This is a genomic window from Cryobacterium inferilacus, from assembly GCF_019599185.1.
Classification (GTDB): domain Bacteria; phylum Actinomycetota; class Actinomycetes; order Actinomycetales; family Microbacteriaceae; genus Cryobacterium; species Cryobacterium inferilacus.
Genome location: NZ_JAIEUL010000013.1, coordinates 46789 through 65832, shown reverse-complemented (window position 1 = coordinate 65832; position 19044 = coordinate 46789). Strand labels below are relative to the sequence as shown.

The following is a 19044-nucleotide window of genomic DNA, read 5'->3' as shown; positions in this document are numbered from 1 at the left end:
AGGAGCGAAATGATGAGCGAGCAGCCAACGACCACGACGACCGGACCCGAGATCCACAAGGGCCTGGCCGGGGTGGTGGCCGACACCACGGCCGTCTCCAGGGTCAACCCGGACTCGAACTCGCTGCTCTACCGCGGCTATCCGGTACAGGAACTGGCCGCGCAGAGGAGCTTCGAGGAGGTGGCCTACCTGCTCTGGCACGGCGAGCTGCCCGATGAGGCCCAGCTGGCCGAGTTCGAGGGCACCGAGCGGTCCCTCAGGCGCCTGGACCACTCGGTGCGCCGGGTGATCGACGAGATTCCCACGTCGGCCGACCCGATGGACGTGCTCCGCACGGCGGTGAGCGTGATCGGCGCGAACGACCTGAGCACCCCGGACTCGTCGGTCGAAGCCAACCTGGCCAAGTCGCTGCGCCTGTTCGCGCAGCTGCCGGCGATCGTCTCCTACGACCAGCGCCGCCGGCACGGCCTCGAACTCGTCGAACCGCGTGACGACCTCGGCTACTCGGCGAACTTCCTCTACATGACCTTCGGCGAGGTCAAGGAGCTCGAGGTGGTGGAGGCCTTCGACGTGTCGATGATCATGTACGCCGAACACTCCTTCAACGCGTCCACCTTCACCGCCAGGGTGATCACCTCCACGCTCTCCGACCTCTACTCCGCGGTGACCGGCGCGGTCGGAGCCCTCAAGGGTCCGCTGCACGGCGGCGCGAACGAGGCCGTGATGCACATCTTCACCGAGATCGGCCTGGGCGACGGGGCGGCAGAGCGCGCCGATCGCTGGCTCGATGACACCCTTGCGCACAAGCGCAAGGTGATGGGCTTCGGCCACCGGGTGTACAAACACGGCGACTCCAGGGTGCCCACCATGCACGCGGCCCTGCTCACCCTGATCGATCACTTCGACCGCCCAGACCTGCTCGCGCTGTACGAGGCGTTGGCCGCCGGCATGGCGGCGCGCACCGGCATCCTGCCGAACCTGGACTACCCGGCCGGACCGGCGTACCACCTGATGGGTTTCGACACCGCCACCTTCACCCCGCTGTTCGTCGCCGCCCGGGTGACCGGATGGACCGCGCACATCATGGAGCAGCTGGCCGCGAACGCGCTGATCCGGCCGCTGTCGTTCTACACCGGCACGCCGGAGCGGCACGTTCCGCCCGCCGCAGCCGGCGAGGTGCTCTGACACCGAACGGTCGCCCCATACTTGAAGGCATGACTGTACTGATTGCCGGATGCGGCGACCTCGGCACCGAGGTGGGCCTGCGCCTGGCCGCGCTCGGCCGCACCGTGGTGGGACTGCGCCGCCGGGCCGAGATGCTGCCTGCGCCCCTGACCGGAGTGTCGGTGGACCTCGCCACCGAACGCCCGCCGGTGCCGGCCGACACCGACCTGGTGGTCGTGACCATTGCTGCCGGCAACCCCGACCCTGCCGTCTACCGAGCCGCCTATGTGACCGGGCTGACCAATCTGCTCGACGCCCTGGACACCGCAGGCGCGCGCCCGACACGGTTCCTGATGGTGTCGTCCACGGCCGTCTACGACGTGAACGACGGCAGCGCCGTCGACGAGGACACCCCGGCGAACCCCGGCCCCGGAACGGATTCAATCCTGCTCGAGGCCGAACAGCTCCTGCACGACAGGATCCCCTCCGCCGTGGTGCTGCGGCTCGGCGGCATCTACGGGCCCGGCCGGGAACGGCTGATCGACCAGGTGCGCCAGGGCCGCGCCACGGTCGCCGAGCTCGGCCGGCTGAGCAACCGCATCCACCGCGACGATGCCGCGGCCATGATCGTGCACCTGCTGACCCGCCAGGCCACTCCGGACCCGCTCTACATCGGGGTGGACTCCGCGCCGGTGCCCGCGGCCGAGGTGCTCGCTTTCGTCGCCGGCGAGCTCGACCTGCCCGTGCCAGAGATCGTCGAGACCGGGAGTCGCCGTGGTGGTGACAAGCGGCTGAGCAACGAGCGCATCCTCGCCACCGGGTTCACTCTCACCTACCCGGGCTACCGGGAGGGCTACCGGGCGGTGCTGGCCGGCGTCGGCGTGCGGCACCCCTAGCCGATCGGGATGCTGCTGCGCAGCCGGGCCGGCCCGAGCCGCAGCACCCCGGAGCTGAGCGGTTCGCAGCGCATGCCGCCGCGCCCGCGCAGGGCCAGGTGGGCGCCGGGGGCGAGCACCACGTCCATCCAGGCGCACGGATTCGCCGGCCGGTGGGCGAGGAATTCGACGGGGCCGTCGCCGCTGTCCAGCGAGAAGGTGGCGCCGCGCAGGGCATCAACGTCGACGGCGCCCCCGGTGCCGCGCAGCAGGATGTTGCGCCGGGTGGCGGCGGGATCCAGGGGGCCTGGCAGCCCGAGCTCGTCGGCCACCCGGTCCAGCACGGCCGCGTTCATCACCGTGACAGACGTGTGCACGTGCGCGGGCCTGGCGAAGTGCCGGTCGCCCTCGATGCCCAGGCCCGCCCGTAGCCGAATGCTCTGGTGGGTCTCGGTGCCGACCATCGGCAGCGGCCCGGCCGACGGCCGGCCCTCGTAGCGGTGCACGGGGGACGCCAGCAGCAGCACGATCTCCACCTCTGCACTGTGGGGCAAGTGGCTCATCACACCGGCTAGGGAGCCATCCCGGCCGAGACCGGCACGAACTCCACCCGGTTGGTGGGGTGCACGGTCTTGGCCGGCGCGCGGGAGAAGCCCTTGGCGTCCAGGCGGTTCTCGGCGCGGAAGGTGGCCAGGGCCTCGTCGTAGAGCTCGTTCAGCCTGGCGCCGGTGTACTGGCCGGTCGACCCGTCGGTGAAGAGGATCTGGATGGCGGTCTTGCTGGGGAAGTGCCGGTTCATGCGGATGAAACCCTGGGCATCCTGGTGCAGTGTGATCATTCAGCCAGTCTTCCGCATCCGCCTGCCCGTGGTCGACGGGCCCACCCCGGGCCTACCATTGACAAATGCAACAGGACCAGACCTCCGAGACCCCCGCCACCACCGATCCGCCCCGCGAGGTGCTGGAGTGGACCGCATTCGCCGACGCGTCCAGGTCGCTGGCCTCCACCGTGCTGGCCAGCGGGTTCCAGCCCGATGTCGTCATCGCCATCGCCCGTGGCGGGCTGCTCCTGGCCGGGGCGATCTCCTACGCCCTCGGCACCAAGAACTGCGGCTCCATCAACGTGGAGTTCTACTCCGGCATCGACGAGCGCCTGCCGGAGCCCGTGCTGAGCGGCCCGATGCTCGACGCCCCGGCCCTGGCCGGCCTGCGCGTGCTGCTCGTCGACGACGTCTCCGACTCCGGTCACACCCTCGCCCTGGTGGTCGGCATCCTCAAGGAATCCGCCGGTGAGGTGCGCACCGCCACCCTGTACACCAAGCCGCGCACCGTGCACGTGCCCGACTTCACCTGGCGCGAAACCGACGATTGGATCGTCTTCCCCTGGTCGGCTCTGCCGCCGGTCACCGCCACCCCGCTGACCGCGGTGGTGGACGCATGAGCATCCACCTCGTCGGCGGCGGCTGGGCCCCCGAGAACGACACCACGAACGACGCCGCGGTCTACGGCCAGTTCCTCGCCGAGGCCGCCCTGCGCGCCACCGCGGCCGGCCGCACCGAACCCCGCATCGCGGTGATCGTGGTGCGCGACGGCGACGGCGACGCCCACGCCGCCACCCTCGTCGCCGCGCTCGCGGCCGCCGGAGAACTCGAACCGGCCATCACGGCGCTCCCACTCGACGGCACGGCGACCCTGCTGGCCGTTGCGGATGCCGACGGCATCGTCATCGGCGGCGGCCTCACCCCCGCCTACCTCACGGCCGTCGCCCCCATCGCCGGCGAGATCCGCCGCCAGGTGGCCGCGGGCATCCCGTACCTCGGCTACTCCGCCGGCGCCATGATCGCCGCCGAACGAGCCCTGCTCGGCGGCTGGCGCATCGGCGGCGTGCCGGTGAGCCCGCAGGAAGCCTCGGAGGGTCTGGACGAGATCACCATCGAGAACGGCATCGGCCTGCTCGATGTGACCGTGGACGTGCACGTCGCCCAGTGGGGCACGCTGAGCCGCATGGTCGCCGCCACCGAGGCCGGACTCATCCGGGGCGGCCTCGCCGTGGACGAGGGCACCGTGCTGATCGTGGGCCAGGGCACCCTGGGCGTCGCCGGCGCCGGCAGCGTCTGGACCGTCAGCGAATCCGAGGGCGGGGTGCTGGTGAGCACCTTCGGCGCCTGAGCCGAATGACCCAGCAGACCGCGCCGGCGCTGATCGAGCCGGGCTGGGCGCGCGCCTTCGGGCTGCCGGCCGCAGGGGAGGCGCCGGTGGACGTCAGCACCGCGGCGCCATTCGCGGCCCCGCTCGCCTTCGCGCGGGCGGAGGTCGCGGCCGGCCGCCAGGTGCTGCCGGCCGCCGAGCACATCCTCCGTGCCTTCCGCCAGCCGTTCGACGACGTACGAGTACTGATCGTGGGCCAGGACCCATACCCCACGCCAGGGCATCCGGTGGGGTTGGCGTTCTCGGTGGCCAGGGACGTGCGCCCGGTGCCGCGGAGCCTGGGCAACATCTTCACCGAGCTGCACGACGATCTGGGCCTGGCGACACCGACCAACGGTGACCTCACCCCGTGGACGCGCCACGGGGTGCTGTTGCTCAACCGGGTGCTCACGGTGGGCGCCGGGGCGGCCGGGTCGCACCGGCGGCACGGCTGGGAGGCCGTGACCGAGCAGGCCATCCGTGCGCTGGTGGCCCGCGGCACGCCGCTGGTCGCGATTCTCTGGGGCCGCGACGCCGAAAACCTCGCCCCGCTGCTCGGGGACACCCCGACGATCGTCTCCGCCCACCCCAGCCCGCTGTCGGCTCGGCGCGGCTTCTTCGGCTCCCGTCCGTTCAGCCGCGCCAATGCGCTCCTGGCCGCGCAGGGCGCGGCCGTCGTGGACTGGGCCCTGGACCGGGCCCCGGTATCCTGAAACCTCATGGGGAGAGGATCCAACCGGTGTTAGAAGAGGAATACCAGCCGCGGCGACGCCTGCCGCGTCACCTGGCGCCGCCGGTGGTGCCGGAGGCGCCGTTCGAGTACACGCTGCGCGACGCGCGGGTCACCGACCTGCCCGACATCCGCGAGATCTACAACTACTACGTCGCCAACAGCACCGTCACCTTCGACGAGGACGCCATGACGCTGATCGAGTGGCGGGACAAGTTCTACTACCTGGCCAAGCTCGGCATGCCGTTCATCGTCGCCGAATCCCCGGCCGGCCAGCTGCTCGGCTACGCCCTGGTCAGCCCGTGGAAGCCGAAGAAGGCCTACCGGTTCACGGTCGAGAACTCGATCTACCTGGGGGCGGCCTCCACCGGCAAGGGCCTGGGCCGGGTGCTGCTGACCGAACTGATCGAGCGCTCACGGGCGGCCGGCCTCAAGGAGATCATCGCCGTGATCGCCGATCAGGGCGCGGAAGCGTCGATCAAGCTGCACCAGGACTTCGGCTTCGAAGAGATCGGCCGGATGGGCAAGGTCGGCTTCAAGTTCGAACGCTGGCTGGGCACCGTGCTGCTGCAGAAGAGCCTCAAGTAGGTCAGCGCCGGGACAACCGCCCGGTCACCGTCACCACGGCCCGCCGGGGCGCCGATCCGGCCAGCCAGGCCGTGATCCGGTTCCCGGTTCCGGCCACCACGTGCGGGGGAGTGCGGGCCGCGTCCAGCGCCGCGAACGCCGCCTGCATCACCTCGTCCACGCTCATCAGCCGGCGCGGCCCGCCCGGTGAGCGCCGGGCGACGGCGTAGAACTCCGTTTCGGTCGGGCCGGGGCAGACGGCGGTGACCTTGAGGCCGGTGCCGCGGGTCTCGTACCAGAGCGCCTCGGTGAGGCTGAGCACATAGGCCTTCGACGCCGCGTAGACGGCCAGCTGCGGCACCGGCTGGAACGCCGCCGTGCTGGCCAGATTCACCAGGGCCGCGCCGTGCGGATGCGCCAGCGCGGCGGCCTGCAGCCCGGGCAGGAGGGCGTGGCTGAGCTCGGTGAGCGCCGTCACGTTCACCGTCACCTGGTCGTGCACCCGATCGGCCGGCGCATCCACCACGCTGCCGAACAGGGCGAAGCCGGCGTTGTTGACCAGGGTGCTCACCCGGATGTCCCGGTCGGTGAGGTCCCGCATCAGCTCGGCGACGGCGCCGGGCGCGGCCAGGTCGAGCGGGATGACCGTGGAGACCGTGCCGTACTTCTCGGCCAGGTCCACCGCGAGGGCCTCGAGCCGGTCCAGCCGCCGGGCGGTGAGCACCAGGTCGGCACCGCGGCGGGCGAGTTCGTGGGCGAAACCCACCCCCAGACCGCTCGAGGCGCCGGTGACCAGCGCGGTTGTGCCCATCGGGTTGTACAGCGCGGGTGTCATCCTCCGAGGCTACTCGCGCGGGGGTTCCCGGCGCCAGCATGGTTAGGCTCGGGGGATGGCCGACCTCTTCGAACTGACCGCCCTCGACCAGTGGCGCGCGCTGCAGAACGGCGAGATCAGCCCCACCGAGCTCACCGAGCACTACCTGGCCCGCATCGACCGGCTGAACCCCGGCCTGGGCGCCTTCGTCACGGTCACGGCCGACAACGCCCGTGCCAGGGCCACGCACGTGCAGACCGAGGTGCCCAAGACCGCGCCGCTCTGGGGCCTGCCGTTCGGTGACAAAGACCTGCAGTCCCGCGCGGGCGTGCCCGCCAGGTTCGGGTCCCGGCTGATGCTGGGCAACGTGCCGGAGACCAGCGACCCGCTCGTGCAGGCCCTGGACACCGCGGGCGGCGTCAGCCTGGGCAAGACCAGCACGCCGGAGTTCGGTCTGCCCTCGTACACCGAGCCGGTCGCCGGCCCCTCCGCCCGCAACCCCTGGAACCCCGAGTTCGGCGCCGGCGGCTCCAGTGGCGGCGCCGCCGTGGCCGTGGCGGCCCGGATGCTTCCGTTCGCGCCCGGCAGCGACGGCGGCGGGTCGGTGCGCATCCCCGCCGCCGCCTGTGGGCTCGTCGGCCTCAAGCCGTCCCGCGGCCGGATCCCCGCCGCGAGCGGCCTGGACGTGGCTGGCGGCCTGCCCGTGGCCGGCCCGCTGGCCCGCACGGTCGCGGATGCCGCCCTGCTGCTGGACGCCATGATCGCGCCGGGCGGTGGCCGGCCGGAGCATCCGTTCGCGGTGCGTGCACCCGGCGGAGACGAGCAGCTGCTCGGCGCCGCCATCCGGGGAGAGGGCCGTTACCAGCTGGGCGTGATGACCACCTCCGCCTGGGACGACGCCTACGAGATCACCCTGGCGCCGGAGGCCCTCTCCGCCCTCGATACCGCCGTGCACGCGTTCGCCGGCATGGGGCACGGCGTCGAGCAGACCGCGCTGGCGGCGGACCCGAGCTACGCGCCGGCGTTCCGGGCGCTCTGGCAGCTCAGCGCCGCCCGCATCCCCGCCGAGACCCCCGAGCAGGAGGCCATGCTCGAACCGCTCACCCGCTGGCTGCTGCACCGCGGCCGTGCGCTGACCGGCCGCGCCGTCGCCGAGGCGCTCGGCACCCTGGCCGCATACGAGCGTTCATTCATCCGCCAGCTGGCCTCCTTCGATGCCGTGCTCACACCCGCGCTCGCGCTCACCCCGCGCCCGGTGGGCTGGTACGACGCCTCCGATGGCGAACGTAACTTCGCCCAGCAGGTGCAGTACACCCCGTTCACCTCGATGGTGAACGTGTGCGGCCTGCCGGCCATCACCCTGCCGGTCGCCCAGACGCCCGACGGCCTGCCGATGGGGGTGCAGCTGATCGGCCGGCCAGGCGGCGAGGCCACCCTGCTCGCCCTCGGCGCGCAGCTGGAACGGAAGCTGCGCTGGCAGGACCGGGTGCCGCCCGTGGCCCGCTAGGCCCGCGGCGCCGCCGCGGCCGGACGCGACGGCCACCAGAACCGGTCGCCGGTGAGGAAGACCAGCGCGGGCACCACGAGGGTGCGCACCACGAGGGTGTCCAGAAGCACACCGATGCAGACGATGACACCGATCTGGGTCAGGGCCACGACGGGGAGGACACCCAGCACGGCGAACACCGCCGCGATCAGGATGCCGGCGCTGGTGATGACCGCGCCCGTCGACGACAGGGCGCGCACCATGCCCTCCCTGGTGCCGAAGCGGATGCTCTCTTCCCTGGCCCTGGTGGTGAGGAAGATGTTGTAGTCGACACCGAGGGCCACCAGGAAGAGGAACGCGAACAGCACCACGTTGGTGTTGAAGGCCGGGAATCCCGACAGGTTCTGGAAGATCCAGTTGGAGGCGCCGAGACTGGCGAAGAACGTCGCCAGCACGGTCACAATCAGCAGCACCGGGGCCACCAGCGAACGCAGCAGCACGGCCAGGATGACGAACACGATCGCCAGAATCATCGGGATGATCAGGGCCTGGTCGGCCTGAGCGCTGGTCTTGTTGTCGAACGCGGTGGCGTCGCTCCCACCGACCAGCGCCTCTGACACAGCGCCGGACGCATCGGCGTAGGTGCCGCGCAGGGTGTCGATGACGGCGAAGGTCTCGTCGCTGCCCGGCTCGCTGGCCAGGGACAGGTTCAGCCGGGTGAGACCGTTCGCACTCTCACCCGGCACGGCGGACTCGATGCCGGGCGTGTCGGTGGCGAGCGTGGTGGCCTCTGCGGCCGCCGCATCCGGAACCAGCACGATGGTCTGGCTGGTCACGCCGGCCGAGAAGGACTCCTCCACAATGGCCTGCGCCTGCACAGACTCGGGCTTGCCGAGCAGTTGGTCGGCCTGGGACAGACCGACGGACGCGCCGATCAGACCCAGGCTGAGGGCCCCGATACCGGCGACGGATGCGGCGGTGACCATGATCGGACGGCGTTGCACGCCGCGACCGAGACGGGTCCAGAAGCCGGTGCGCAGCTCGGTGCCGCCGCCGGGGACGTAGCGGGGGATGAACGGCCAGAACAGGCCGCGGCCGCAGACGACGAGGGCGGCGGGCAGTACCACCAGGGCGAAGATGATGGCGATGACGACGCCGATGGCGCAGGCGAAGCCGAGCGCCCGGTTGCCAGAGAGTTCGGCGAACAGCAGGGTGAGCAGGCTGAGCGCAACCGTGCCGCCACTGGCCGCGATGGCCGGGCCGGCGCCGCGCACCGCGGCCAGCATGGCGTCGTTACGGCTCTCGGTGCGGAGGAGCTCCTCGCGATAGCGGGCGACGAGCAGCAGGGCATAGTTGGTGCCGGCGCCGAAGACCAGCACGGATTGGATGCCGGCGACGGAGGGATCCAGGGTGATGCCGAACGGCTCGGCGAGGGCGCCGACGACGACCGCGGACAGGCCGTCCGCGATGCCGACGACGACAAGCGGGACGATCCAGAGCACGGGGCTGCGGTAGGTGACGATCAAGAGCACGGCGACGACGATCACGGTGACGAGCAGGAGCCGCACATCGGCGCCGGCGAAGGCGTTGGTGATGTCGGACTGGAAACCGACGGCGCCGGTGACATACGAGTCCAGGCCGTCCGGCAGATCGGCGGACGCGGTGGCACGGATGTCGGTGGCGGTCTGGCCGATGTCGGCGTTGGCCTCGTCCGCGTTCAGCGGGACGATGCTGATGGCGGCCTTGCCGTCTTCACTGAACCGCGGGGTTGTGGCCTGCGGGGCGATCGACTGCTCGGCCAGGGCGGCACCTTGCGCGGTGATGGCCGCCTGGTCGGCGTCGGACAGAACGTCGCCGTCTCTGCTCCAGACGACGATCGCGGAGGTCTGCTCGGCGGACGGGAAGTCGGCCAGGAGCGCGTCGACTTGAGCGGCCTGGCTGGAGGTCGGGAGCCCCGAGGTGGGGAACTCCTCGGAATCGTCCGAGGGGAGCAGGGTGAACAGCAGCCCCACCGCCACGATCGTCGACACGAGCACGACCCAGGCGGTGCGCCGGCCGGTGATGAACCGCTGAATCGCGAGCACAATTCCTCCAATAATGTTGATTACTAGTTTTCCTAGGGATCTGCGTAATAGTATCGCCTGTATGGAAGAGCGTCGCAACCTCGCTGCCGGTGCATCCGGGGTGTTGCTGCCGCCCGGCGCCCACGCTCCCGCGGCCCGCCCCGATCCCGACGCCGGCCCGCCCGGTCCGGATGCGATCGGCGCGTCTCTGCACCAGATCCTGCAGCTGTCCCGCGCCTTCGAGCGTCAGGTCGGGCAGGCGCTCGAGGTGAACGCCACCGATCTGGCCGCCATGGAGTACCTCATCCAGGAGGAGGCGCTGACCCCCGGGGAGCTGTCTCGCCGTCTAAACATTTCCACGGCGGCGACCACGCTCGTGATCGACCGGTTGGTCGCACTCGGTCACGCACAGCGTCATCCGCACGCGTCCGACCGGCGCAAGACTGTCGTCGTGCCCGCCCAGGAGTCGGTCACGCGGGCCTTCCAGCAGCTACACCCGGTGATCGGGGGAGTTGCGGCGGTCGCCCAGGAACTCTCCGACGATGACCGCGAGGTGATCGAGGCCTTTCTCAGCCGGGTCATCGGCGTCTACCGATCGTCTCTCGACTCGCCGGCCTGAGCGTCTGATCGCACCATGTTTTGAATGATTCAAAACAACTGCTAGCGTGAGGGGATGCACACTCACGGAACGGTCGACCAGGCGGCACCCGCCGCCGCCGATCCTGCCGCTGAGATCCGCGCCGCGGGCCTCAAGGTCACCGCACCCCGGCTGGCGGTGCTGCACGGGCTCACCGAGTCGCCGCACGCCACCGCCGACCAGCTCTTCGAGGCCGTGAGCCTGGAGCTGCCTGGCACCTCGCTGCAGGCCGTCTACGGTGTGCTCGGCGCATTCACCACCGCCGGCCTGGTGCGCCGGATCGAACCGGCCGGCTCCGCCGCGCTATTCGAACGCCGGGTGGGCGACAACCACCACCACATCGTCTGCACCAACTGCCACAGCGTGCGCGACGTGGAGTGTGTGACCGGCCAGGCTCCCTGTCTGACCCCGTCGGACACCGCCGGCTTCGTGGTGCAGACAGCCGAGGTCACCTTCTGGGGCCTCTGCCCGGACTGCCAAAACTTGTGAACGACTTGACCGACCAGCACACGACACGAAGGAGCACCATGACGACACTGCCCCCCACCACCACCCAGACCGGCACGCCGGTCCCGAGCGACGAGCACTCCCTCACCGCCGGCGCCGACGGCGTCACCGCCCTGCACGACCGTTACCTGGTCGAGAAGCTCGCCCAGTTCAACCGCGAGCGCATCCCGGAGCGCATCGTGCACGCCAAGGGCGGCGGAGCACACGGTGTCTTCGAGGTCACCGGCGACGTTTCCGCGTACACCCGCGCGGCCCTGTTCCAGCCCGGCGCCCGCACCGACACCCTGCAGCGCTTCTCCAGCGTGGCCGGCGAGCAGGGCTCGCCCGACACCTGGCGTGACGTGCGCGGCTTCTCGGTGAAGTTCTACACCACCGAGGGCAACTACGACATCGTCGGAAACAACACCCCGGTGTTCTTCATCCGCGATGGGATCAAGTTCCCCGACTTCATCCACTCACAGAAGCGTCTGCCGGGCTCTGGCCTCCGCGACGCGAATATGCAGTGGGACTTCTGGAGCCTCTCGCCCGAGTCCGCACACCAGGTCACCTACCTGATGGGCGACCGTGGCCTGCCGCGCTCCTGGCGCACCATGCCCGGCTTCGGCTCGCACACCTACCAGTGGATCAACGCCGCCGGTGAGCGCTTCTGGGTGAAGTACCACTTCACCTCCAACCAGGGCAACATCGAGATGGAAGGCGCAGAGGCCGAGCTCATCGCCGGCGCCGACGCCGACTACTACCGCCGCGACCTCTACGAGGCCATCGACGCCGGCGACTTCCCGTCCTGGGACGTGCACGTGCAGGTCATGCCCTACGAAGAGGGCAAGACCTACCGCTTCAACCCGTTCGACGTCACCAAGGTCTGGCCGCACGCGGACTTCCCGCTGATCAAGGTGGGCACGCACACCCTCAACCGCAACCCGGGCAACTTCTTCGCCGAGATCGAGCAGGCCGCGTTCTCGCCGGCCAACCTCGTGCCCGGCATCGCCGCCAGCCCCGACAAGATGCTGATGGCGCGCATCTTCTCCTACCCGGATGCGCAGCGATACCGCGTGGGTACCAACTACAACCAGCTGCCGGTGAACGCCCCGCAGGCTCCCGTGCACAACTACTCGCAGGATGGCGCGGCCCGGTACCACTTCAGCGAGGCCAGTGCGCCGAACTACGCGCCCAACTCGCTCGGCGGCCCCGTCGCCGATGAGGCCCTCGCGGGCGACGGCACCTGGGAGAGCGACGGTGCGCTCGTGCGCAGCGCCGCCACCCTCCGCAGCGAGGACGACGACTTCGGCCAGGCCGGAACGCTCTACCGCGACGTCTTCGACGACGCGGCCAAGGCTCGCTTCCTGGAGACCATCACCGGCGCCGTCGGCGGCGTCACCCGCCCCGAGGTCAAGGAACGCGCCATCCAGTACTGGACGAACGTGGACGCCGCCCTCGGCGCGAGCCTCCGGCTGAACCTGGCCGACGGCACCGCGGAGGCCACCTCGGCCAACGTGTCCGCCGAGCCCGTCGGCGTCGGCGAGTAACACCGCACGACAGCACCACCAGCATCACCCGATCGCGCGGCCGGCCCGGCCGGCCGCGCGATCCACCCCAGCACCACCCCCAGCACGCGTCCAATGAAGCTCTGCGTCGACCGGAAGTACCCCCGACAGGAGCATCATGAACTCGTACATCAGCACCCCAGGAACCACCCGCGACCGCAGCGCGGAGCCCGCCGGCTACGTCAGCACCGGTCAGCCCGCCGCCAGCCCGGCCGGCTACATCAGCCCCGCCAGCCACCGCGGCGCCGGCAGCTACGTCGCCACCGAATGGGTCACCGCCGCCTGACGGCCGCCCCGCGCTGCGGCACTGCGGCACACATCGGGGACTCAGCCAATTCCCCGGGTGCAATGAAGGTTAGGCATGCCATACTAAGGACATGCTTACTTCGACAGTCGCTTCCGCGCCGGCCCCCGCACGTGTGCGGGCCCCGCGCCCCAGCTACCGCCCGTTCGCTGTCTCGGTCTCCCGGGTGCAACGACTGTCGACCAACTTCACCCGGGTCACCTTCACCGGACCCGACCTGAACGAGTTCGGCACCGCCGGCCTGGACCAGCGGATCAAGCTCGTTCTCCCGCTGCCCGGCGTCGGTGTCTCCTCCTTTCCGCAGAGCGATTCCTGGTACGAGACCTGGCGTGACCTGCCCGACGAGCGCCGCAACCCCCTGCGCACCTACACGGTGCGGCACGCCCGCCCGGAGCACCGCGAGGTGGACATCGACTTCGTCACCCACGGTGACGCCGGTCCGGCCTCCCGCTGGGTTCGCGCCGCGATCGTGGGCGACGAGGTCGCCATCGTGGGACCCGTCGCCGACGGCGACAACCCGGTGGTCGGCATCGAGTGGGCCCCAGGCAACGCCAACACCGTGCTGATCGCCGGTGACGAGACCGCCGCCCCGGCCATCTGCGCCATCCTCGCCGGCCTGCCCCGCACCGCCCGCGGCTGCGCGTACATCGAGGTGCCCGAGTCCGGTGACGCCCACGAGACCAACGCTCCCGACGGTGTCACCGTGACCTGGCTGCCCCGCAACGGCGCCGCCCACGGCTCAAGGCTCGAAGCCGCCGCGCGGAGCTGGACTGCCCGGTTCATCACCGCCCACCACAGCGACACCGTGCTGCCCGAGATCGACGTTGACGAGTCCATCCTCTGGGAAGTACCGGACGGATCCGCCCTGGACGGCGAGCTCTACGCCTGGCTGGCCGGTGAGGCCAGCGTGATCAAGCGACTGCGCCGGTTCCTCGTCACCGACGTCGGCATCGACCGCCGTCAGGTCGCGTTCATGGGGTACTGGCGCGACGGTCGCGCGGAGCACGCGTAACCGCACGCTTCTTCCGCAAGTAGCCGCCCTTCGCCAGGCCGGCCTCGATCTCGAACCGGTTCTGCAACGGGTCACGCCCTGCCCGGAAATACAGCAGCGGGAACAGCATGCCGTAGCGCTGCCACTGGTCCTTGTGCACGGCCTCGTGCTCGAGCACATCCGCCGTCACGTTCTGATTGGTGAGGTACACCGCGCCCACGCAGGAGCCGCCGCGGCCGAACGCCCAGGCCGGCAGGCCCCGGAACACGACCAGGCCGTTCCGGCGCTCGACGCGGCCGGTGCTCCAGATCGCGCCCCAGACCAGGCCCACCGCGGTGGCGTAGAGGTAGCCGGCCCGGCTGACGGGGGAGTCGATCAGGAGCCGGCGCATCAGAAGCCCCTGTCGGTCTCCGCCGCCGGGCGGCCATAGGCCTCGAGCAGGCGCAGCCAGACCTCGCTGAGGGTGGGGTAGCTCGGCACCGCGTGCCAGAGCCGGCTGATCGGCACCTCACCGACCACCGCGATGGTGGCCGCGTGCAGCAGCTCGCCCACACCCGCGCCCACGAAGGTCACCCCGAGCAGCACCTCGGCGTCGAGGTCCACGACGGCCCTGGCCTGGCCGGTATAGCCGTCGGCCAGCACGCTCGCCCCGGCGACTCCGGCGAGATCGTAGTCGAGCACCCGGATGCGGAAACCGGCCTTCTCCGCCGCCGCGGCGGTGAGGCCCACCGAGGCCACCTCGGGGTCGGTGAAGGTGACCTGCGGCACCGCGGCGTGGTCGGCCGTGGCCACGTGGGTGCCCCACGGGGCGTCGTCGATGACCGCGCCGGCGGCGCGCGCGGCGATGACATCGCCGGCGGCGCGGGCCTGGTACTTGCCCTGGTGGGTGAGCAGCGCGCGGTGGTTGATGTCGCCGGTGGCGTACAGCCAGTCTCCGGCCAGCGCGGCCGAGTCCCCGGTGACGAGCATGGTGTCGTCCACGTCCACCCAGTCACCCGGGGTGAGCCCGACGGTCTCCAGACCCAGGTCGGTGCTGCGCGGACTGCGCCCCGCGGCCACGAGCACCTCATCGGCCGTGACGGTGCGGCCGTCGGCGGTGAGCACCACGACCTGGCCGTCGTCGGTGCGGCGGGCCGCGGTGGGGCTGGCGTCGGTGAGTACGGTGACGCCGGACTCGGTGAGCGCGGCGCCCACCAGCTCGCCGGCGAACGGCTCCTGGTCGCGCAGTAGGGAACTGCGCACGAGCAGGGTGACCTCCGCGCCGAGCGACCGGTAGGCGGCGGCCATTTCCACCGCCACGACCCCGCCGCCGATGATGGCGAGGTGACCGGGCACGTGGGCGACCGAGGTGGCGTCCCTGCTGGTCCACGGCGACACGTCGGCCAGCCCGTCGATGTCGGGCAGCAGCGCGGCCGAGCCCGTGCTGAGCACCACGGCGTGGGTGGCGGTGACGACGACCGGGCCATCCGTCGTCTCAACGGTCACCTGCTTGACGCCGCTGAGCCTGGCGTGGCCGCGGAGCAGGTCGATGCCGGCGGAGGCCAACCAGTCCGCCTGGCTGTCGTCGTTCCAGTCGTGGGTGAACGAGGTGCGGCGCTTGAGCACCGCCGCCACGTCGAGCTGCCCGGTGACGGCCTCGGCGGCGCCGGCCACCCGCCGGGCCGCGGTGAGGGCGGCGCCGCTGCGCAGCAGCACCTTGGAGGGCATGCACGCCCAGTACGAGCACTCACCCCCGACGAGTTCGGCCTCGATGACGAGGGTGCTCAGGCCCCCCTGCACGGTGCGGTCGGCCACGTTCTCACCGACGGCGCCGGCGCCGATCACGATGACGTCGTAGGTGCGGGCGGATGCTGCTGATGCGTCGCTCATCGTCGCAGCCTACCCACCGTGCCCGGCACAAATCCACAGTGTCCGCGGGAAGCATAACTCCGGTAATTCCTGCCCCGGTCAGCGGCCCTGGAACTCGGCGGGAGTGCGGGAGAGGAAGGCTTCCATGCCGATGCGGGCATCCGTCGTGGCGGCCAGCCGGGCCAGGGCGGGCTGCAGCTCGGCCTCGGCCGCCGCCGGGCCCTCCCGCAGGGCGAGCCTGGCGTTGGCGAGGGTGGCCTGCACCGCAAGCGGAGCCTGCGCGGCAATGCGCTCGGCCAGTTCGATGGCGCGGTGCAACTCGCGGCCGTTGGGCACGATCTCCTGCACCAGGCCCATCCGGTGCGCCTCGCGGGCGTCGAACAGGTCGCCGGTGAGCAACCAGCGCATGGCGTTTCCCCAACCGGCCGCGCGGGGGAACCGCAGGGTGGCGCCGCCGAACGGCAGGATGCCCCGGCCCACCTCGATCTGGCCGAACCGGGTGGACTCCGCGGCGACGACGATGTCGCTGGCCAGCATCAGCTCGATGCCCAGGGTGAGGCAGGTGCCCTGCACCGCGATCACGACCGGTTTGCTCAGCGCGCTGCCGTCGACCTGCCAGGGGTTGATGCCGCCCTCCGGCACGATGTCGATGCCCTGGGGCCCCAGCCGCGGGCCAACATCGGCCAGGTCGAGGCCGGCGGTGAAGTGCTCACCGATCGCGTGCACCACGCCCACCCGCAGCTCGGGGTCACGCTCCAGCTCGCCGTAGGCCAGCGCCAGCTGCTGCAGCATGGCGAAGTCCGCCGCGTTGCGCTTCTCCGGCCGGTTGAGGCCGATCAGCAGCAGGTGCCCCCGGCGTTCGGTCACGATGCGCGGTTCATCCGTCATAGGGGTGATCTCCTTCGATCAGCAGGGGTTGGCCGGCGAGCGGACCGATCAGCGGGTGAGGGCGCCGATGATGCGCAGGATGCTGGGCAGGTCGTCGTTCGCGGCCTCGGGGGAGGACGGCGCGAAACCGGCGATGGTGGCTCCGGCCAGGTTGAACTCGGCCCGCAACGCGGTGATGGCGCCGGTCAGGGCCTCCACGGCCAGCCCGAACGGGTAGATGTTCGACAGCCCGACGATGGTGGCGGGGTCGAGCACGTCCAGGTCGATGTGCAGGTAGACGTGCCTGGCGCCGGTGCGGCGCACGGCGGCGACGAGGGCGTCCGGGCTGGTCAGGTTCTCCACCGGCACCAGAGGCATCGACTGCTCGGTGATGTAGACGTCCTCGGCCGGGTCGATGTCCCGCACCCCGGCCAGCACCACCCGGTCGGGCGCGATGCGGGCATCCGGGTCGAGGGCCAGCCCATCGACACCGTCACCGAGGATGGCGCGCAGCACCATGCCGCCGAAGCCGCCGGACTGCGAAGACTCGCTGGTGTGCAGGTCGGGGTGGGCGTCGAACCAGACCAGCGCGATGTCGCCGGGGTGCCGGCGGGAGGCGTGCTCGACGGCGCCGAAGCTCACCCCGCAGTCACCGCCGATGGTGAGCACGGGCTCCGTGCTGGTGCGCAGCACGGTCAGCTGCCGGTCGCGCACGGTCAGCAGCGACGAGAACCGGTGGATGCCGGTATCCAGCGCATCACCGGCCTCTGCGGGCACCTCGACGGGGAAGGTGACCGACGAGGGCAGGTCGCCCCGGATCGCCTCCGCCCCATCGACGAGGCGCATGGCGCGCGGGGAGACGGAACCTTGCCACTGCGGGACGACCACGTAGTTGGGGGACACCCCCTCAGTATGCTCCTGTGCCACCGCCCGGCGCATCCGCCAATTCGGGTTGAAACCCTCAGACGGCCTGCGGCATGTCCCGGTAGCGGATGGCCGCGCTGACGGCCTCGCGCAGCTCGAACGCGTCCATGCGCGGGCCGTAGCCCGGGGTGTCGCGCTGGATGCGCCAGCCCTCGTTCAGCGGGCCGAGGTCGACGGTGTCGAAGCCGAAGTCGTCCAGCAGGGCGGTGACCGTCTCGCGGGCGTCGGGGTCGTTTCCGGCGATGACCAGGGCGCGGCGGTTCTCGGCGCCGGCTGGCAGGCCATCGGTGCTGAGGTCGGCGGCGTAGATGTGGTTGAACGCCTTCACCACCCTCGACTCGGTCAGCAGGTCCTGCAGCAGCTCGGCGGTGGTGGTGGTCTCCTCGTCGAGGGCGGCGATCTCACCGTCACGCTCCGGGTAGTAGTTGTTGGTGTCGATCACGAGCTTGCCGGCCAGTTCGGGCAGCGGCAGGGCGTCGATGGCGTGCAGCGGGATGGTCACGATGACCAGGTCGCCTGCCGCGGCGGCCTCGGCCGGCAGGGCTGCCCTGGCGCGCGGGCCGAGCTCCTCGATGAGGGTGTCGAGGGTGGCCGGGCCGCGCGAATTGCTCAGCACGACGTCGTATCCGTTGGCCACGCCGAGGCGGGCGAGCTGGCTGCCGATCTGACCGGCACCGATGATTCCGAGAGTAGTCATGGGGGTGACAATACAGAACGGCCCCGGGGTATTCCCGTGGCCGTTCCGGATTCACGCTGCGTGACGCGGTGCGCTACTGCTCGATCGAGGAGGGCGAGCCGGCCTTGAGCGCGGCCAGGCGGGCATCCACCTCGGTCAGTTCACCGAGGTCGTCGAGGCTCTCGAACTGCGCGTCGAGGCTGGAGGCGGCGAGCTCGCTCGCACCGCGCACCTTGGCTTCTTCGCGGCGGATCTTGTCTTCGAACCGGCTGACCTCACTGGTCGGGTCCATCATGTCGATGCTCTTCACGGCGTCCATCACCTGCGACTGCGCGGCCGCGGTCTTGGAGCGGGCGATGAGCTCGCTGCGCTTGCTGGTGAGCTGGCCGAGCTTGGTCTTCATGGTGTTCAGGCCGGTCTTGAGCTGTTCCACCACGGCGGTCTGGCTCGCGATCTGCGGTTCGGCGTCCTTCGCCTCATTCTCGGACTGCAGCTGGCGGCCGAGGGCCACCTTGGCGAGGTTGTCGAACTTGTCGGCGTCGACGGCGTTGCCTGCCGTGCGCAGTTCGTCGGCCTTGCGGCTGGCGGCGAGGGCCTTGCGGCCCCACTCGCCGGCGGCCTGCACGTCTTCGCGGTGGTCGTCTTCGAGCATGCGCAGGTTGCCGATGGTCTCGGCAATGGCGCTTTCGGCGTCGGCGATGCTGTTGGTGAAGTCCCGCACCATCTGGTCGAGCATCTTCTCGGGGTCTTCGGCGGAGTCAAGGAGGGCGTTGATGTTCGCCCGGGTGAGCTGGGCAATGCGACCGAAGATCGACTGCTTGGTCATGTGAGTGTCCTTTCGAAGGGGTGTCAACGCTTATG

At 70.8% G+C, this 19044-nt stretch carries 22 protein-coding genes; 12 read left to right on the top strand and 10 right to left on the bottom strand.

From position 1 onward, the window contains the following. Positions 1 to 12 precede the first annotated feature (12 nt). Both K2F54_RS12610 and K2F54_RS12605 read left to right on the top strand, forming a co-directional pair. Positions 13 to 1185 (top strand): bifunctional 2-methylcitrate synthase/citrate synthase, encoded by a 1173-nt coding sequence (locus K2F54_RS12610; RefSeq protein WP_220606218.1) that lies wholly within the window; start codon positions 13 to 15, stop codon positions 1183 to 1185. A 29-nt stretch (positions 1186 to 1214) separates the two neighbouring features. Further along, positions 1215 to 2060, top strand: coding sequence for an NAD-dependent epimerase/dehydratase family protein (locus tag K2F54_RS12605; RefSeq protein WP_220606217.1), 846 nt, complete (start codon positions 1215 to 1217; stop codon positions 2058 to 2060). Here the strand turns inward: K2F54_RS12605 and K2F54_RS12600 are convergent. Both K2F54_RS12600 and K2F54_RS12595 read right to left on the bottom strand, forming a co-directional pair. Continuing rightward, positions 2057 to 2602, bottom strand: a complete 546-nt coding sequence (locus tag K2F54_RS12600) for an MOSC domain-containing protein (protein ID WP_220606216.1) — start codon at positions 2600 to 2602, stop codon at positions 2057 to 2059. The genes K2F54_RS12605 and K2F54_RS12600 overlap by 4 nt on opposite strands. 8 nt (positions 2603 to 2610) lie before the next feature. After that, positions 2611 to 2877, bottom strand: a complete 267-nt coding sequence (locus tag K2F54_RS12595) for a hypothetical protein (protein WP_220606215.1) — start codon at positions 2875 to 2877, stop codon at positions 2611 to 2613. 65 nt (positions 2878 to 2942) lie between these two features. Between K2F54_RS12595 and K2F54_RS12590 the strand changes: the two genes are divergently transcribed. Genes K2F54_RS12590 through K2F54_RS12575 form a run of 4 tightly spaced genes read left to right on the top strand, consistent with a single transcriptional unit; the run spans position 2943 to position 5543 of the window. Then, the gene (locus tag K2F54_RS12590) at positions 2943 to 3479 is read left to right on the top strand and encodes a phosphoribosyltransferase (protein WP_220606214.1); all 537 of its coding nucleotides are present in this window, start codon (positions 2943 to 2945) and stop codon (positions 3477 to 3479) included. After that, entirely contained in the window at positions 3476 to 4207 is a 732-nt protein-coding gene (locus tag K2F54_RS12585) for a Type 1 glutamine amidotransferase-like domain-containing protein (RefSeq protein WP_220606213.1), read from the top strand. The genes K2F54_RS12590 and K2F54_RS12585 overlap by 4 nt, the downstream gene beginning before the upstream one ends. A gap of 5 nt (positions 4208 to 4212) precedes the next feature. Continuing rightward, a complete protein-coding gene (locus K2F54_RS12580) occupies positions 4213 to 4938 on the top strand; it encodes a uracil-DNA glycosylase (RefSeq protein ID WP_220606212.1) in 726 nt (241 codons plus the stop codon). 26 nt (positions 4939 to 4964) lie between these two features. Further along, complete coding sequence (locus K2F54_RS12575) at positions 4965 to 5543, top strand: GNAT family N-acetyltransferase (protein ID WP_220606211.1); 579 nt, start codon at positions 4965 to 4967, stop codon at positions 5541 to 5543. Between the two features lies 1 nt (position 5544). Here the strand turns inward: K2F54_RS12575 and K2F54_RS12570 are convergent, their stop codons facing one another. Beyond that, entirely contained in the window at positions 5545 to 6357 is an 813-nt protein-coding gene (locus K2F54_RS12570) for an SDR family NAD(P)-dependent oxidoreductase (protein WP_255577067.1), read from the bottom strand. Between the two features lie 55 nt (positions 6358 to 6412). On the opposite strand from K2F54_RS12570, the gene K2F54_RS12565 reads away from it, so the two are divergent. After that, positions 6413 to 7843: an amidase gene (locus K2F54_RS12565; protein ID WP_220606210.1), complete on the top strand. Its 1431-nt coding sequence runs from the start codon at positions 6413 to 6415 to the stop codon at positions 7841 to 7843. Here K2F54_RS12565 and K2F54_RS12560 read toward each other — a convergent pair. Then, the gene (locus tag K2F54_RS12560; protein WP_220606209.1) at positions 7840 to 9906 is read right to left on the bottom strand and encodes an MMPL family transporter; all 2067 of its coding nucleotides are present in this window, start codon (positions 9904 to 9906) and stop codon (positions 7840 to 7842) included. The genes K2F54_RS12565 and K2F54_RS12560 overlap by 4 nt on opposite strands. A 61-nt stretch (positions 9907 to 9967) precedes the next feature. Here K2F54_RS12560 and K2F54_RS12555 point away from each other — a divergent pair, with 61 nt between their 5' ends. The 5 genes from K2F54_RS12555 to K2F54_RS12535 all read left to right on the top strand — a co-directional run bounded on the left by K2F54_RS12555 (position 9968) and on the right by K2F54_RS12535 (position 13889). After that, positions 9968 to 10504 carry a MarR family winged helix-turn-helix transcriptional regulator gene (locus K2F54_RS12555; protein ID WP_220606208.1) on the top strand — a complete coding sequence of 179 codons (537 nt, stop codon included), beginning with the start codon at positions 9968 to 9970 and terminating at the stop codon, positions 10502 to 10504. A gap of 54 nt (positions 10505 to 10558) precedes the next feature. Next, positions 10559 to 11011, top strand: a complete 453-nt coding sequence (locus K2F54_RS12550) for a Fur family transcriptional regulator (RefSeq protein ID WP_220606207.1) — start codon at positions 10559 to 10561, stop codon at positions 11009 to 11011. Between the two features lie 38 nt (positions 11012 to 11049). Beyond that, the gene (locus K2F54_RS12545) at positions 11050 to 12555 is read left to right on the top strand and encodes a catalase (RefSeq protein WP_220606206.1); all 1506 of its coding nucleotides are present in this window, start codon (positions 11050 to 11052) and stop codon (positions 12553 to 12555) included. 136 nt (positions 12556 to 12691) lie between these two features. Then, positions 12692 to 12859, top strand: coding sequence for a hypothetical protein (locus tag K2F54_RS12540; protein WP_220606205.1), 168 nt, complete (start codon positions 12692 to 12694; stop codon positions 12857 to 12859). A gap of 91 nt (positions 12860 to 12950) precedes the next feature. After that, on the top strand, positions 12951 to 13889 hold the full coding sequence (locus tag K2F54_RS12535; protein WP_220606204.1) for a siderophore-interacting protein: 939 nt from the start codon (positions 12951 to 12953) through the stop codon (positions 13887 to 13889). Here the strand turns inward: K2F54_RS12535 and K2F54_RS12530 are convergent. The 6 genes from K2F54_RS12530 to K2F54_RS12505 form a co-directional block, all read right to left on the bottom strand. After that, a complete protein-coding gene (locus K2F54_RS12530; protein WP_220606203.1) occupies positions 13849 to 14259 on the bottom strand; it encodes a Fe-S oxidoreductase in 411 nt (136 codons plus the stop codon). The two genes, K2F54_RS12535 and K2F54_RS12530, sit on opposite strands and share 41 nt — an antisense overlap. Beyond that, complete coding sequence (locus K2F54_RS12525) at positions 14259 to 15737, bottom strand: dihydrolipoyl dehydrogenase family protein (RefSeq protein ID WP_220606202.1); 1479 nt, start codon at positions 15735 to 15737, stop codon at positions 14259 to 14261. Before K2F54_RS12525 ends, K2F54_RS12530 begins: the two co-directional genes overlap by 1 nt. Positions 15738 to 15815: 78 nt before the next feature. Beyond that, positions 15816 to 16604: a crotonase/enoyl-CoA hydratase family protein gene (locus K2F54_RS12520; protein ID WP_220606201.1), complete on the bottom strand. Its 789-nt coding sequence runs from the start codon at positions 16602 to 16604 to the stop codon at positions 15816 to 15818. 48 nt (positions 16605 to 16652) lie between these two features. Next, positions 16653 to 17486 carry an arginase family protein gene (locus tag K2F54_RS12515; protein WP_308287641.1) on the bottom strand — a complete coding sequence of 278 codons (834 nt, stop codon included), beginning with the start codon at positions 17484 to 17486 and terminating at the stop codon, positions 16653 to 16655. A gap of 58 nt (positions 17487 to 17544) precedes the next feature. Continuing rightward, a complete protein-coding gene (locus K2F54_RS12510) occupies positions 17545 to 18204 on the bottom strand; it encodes an NADPH-dependent F420 reductase (RefSeq protein ID WP_220606199.1) in 660 nt (219 codons plus the stop codon). 73 nt (positions 18205 to 18277) lie between these two features. Then, on the bottom strand, positions 18278 to 19009 hold the full coding sequence (locus tag K2F54_RS12505) for a PspA/IM30 family protein (RefSeq protein WP_220606198.1): 732 nt from the start codon (positions 19007 to 19009) through the stop codon (positions 18278 to 18280). Positions 19010 to 19044: the final 35 nt, after the last annotated feature.

Bases quoted from the DNA above. Each gene is read 5' to 3' on its own strand.
- K2F54_RS12610 (WP_220606218.1), top strand. From the start codon at position 13: ATGAGCGAGCAGCCAACGACCACGACGACCGGACCCGAGATCCACAAG.
- K2F54_RS12605 (WP_220606217.1), top strand. From the start codon at position 1,215: ATGACTGTACTGATTGCCGGATGCGGCGACCTCGGCACCGAGGTGGGC.
- K2F54_RS12600 (WP_220606216.1), bottom strand. From the start codon at position 2,602: ATGAGCCACTTGCCCCACAGTGCAGAGGTGGAGATCGTGCTGCTGCTG.
- K2F54_RS12595 (WP_220606215.1), bottom strand. From the start codon at position 2,877: ATGATCACACTGCACCAGGATGCCCAGGGTTTCATCCGCATGAACCGG.
- K2F54_RS12590 (WP_220606214.1), top strand. From the start codon at position 2,943: ATGCAACAGGACCAGACCTCCGAGACCCCCGCCACCACCGATCCGCCC.
- K2F54_RS12585 (WP_220606213.1), top strand. From the start codon at position 3,476: ATGAGCATCCACCTCGTCGGCGGCGGCTGGGCCCCCGAGAACGACACC.
- K2F54_RS12580 (WP_220606212.1), top strand. From the start codon at position 4,213: ATGACCCAGCAGACCGCGCCGGCGCTGATCGAGCCGGGCTGGGCGCGC.
- K2F54_RS12570 (WP_255577067.1), bottom strand. From the start codon at position 6,357: ATGACACCCGCGCTGTACAACCCGATGGGCACAACCGCGCTGGTCACC.
- K2F54_RS12565 (WP_220606210.1), top strand. From the start codon at position 6,413: ATGGCCGACCTCTTCGAACTGACCGCCCTCGACCAGTGGCGCGCGCTG.
- K2F54_RS12555 (WP_220606208.1), top strand. From the start codon at position 9,968: ATGGAAGAGCGTCGCAACCTCGCTGCCGGTGCATCCGGGGTGTTGCTG.
- K2F54_RS12550 (WP_220606207.1), top strand. From the start codon at position 10,559: ATGCACACTCACGGAACGGTCGACCAGGCGGCACCCGCCGCCGCCGAT.
- K2F54_RS12545 (WP_220606206.1), top strand. From the start codon at position 11,050: ATGACGACACTGCCCCCCACCACCACCCAGACCGGCACGCCGGTCCCG.
- K2F54_RS12540 (WP_220606205.1), top strand. From the start codon at position 12,692: ATGAACTCGTACATCAGCACCCCAGGAACCACCCGCGACCGCAGCGCG.
- K2F54_RS12535 (WP_220606204.1), top strand. From the start codon at position 12,951: ATGCTTACTTCGACAGTCGCTTCCGCGCCGGCCCCCGCACGTGTGCGG.
- K2F54_RS12530 (WP_220606203.1), bottom strand. From the start codon at position 14,259: ATGCGCCGGCTCCTGATCGACTCCCCCGTCAGCCGGGCCGGCTACCTC.
- K2F54_RS12525 (WP_220606202.1), bottom strand. From the start codon at position 15,737: ATGAGCGACGCATCAGCAGCATCCGCCCGCACCTACGACGTCATCGTG.
- K2F54_RS12520 (WP_220606201.1), bottom strand. From the start codon at position 16,604: ATGACGGATGAACCGCGCATCGTGACCGAACGCCGGGGGCACCTGCTG.
- K2F54_RS12510 (WP_220606199.1), bottom strand. From the start codon at position 18,204: ATGACTACTCTCGGAATCATCGGTGCCGGTCAGATCGGCAGCCAGCTC.
- K2F54_RS12505 (WP_220606198.1), bottom strand. From the start codon at position 19,009: ATGACCAAGCAGTCGATCTTCGGTCGCATTGCCCAGCTCACCCGGGCG.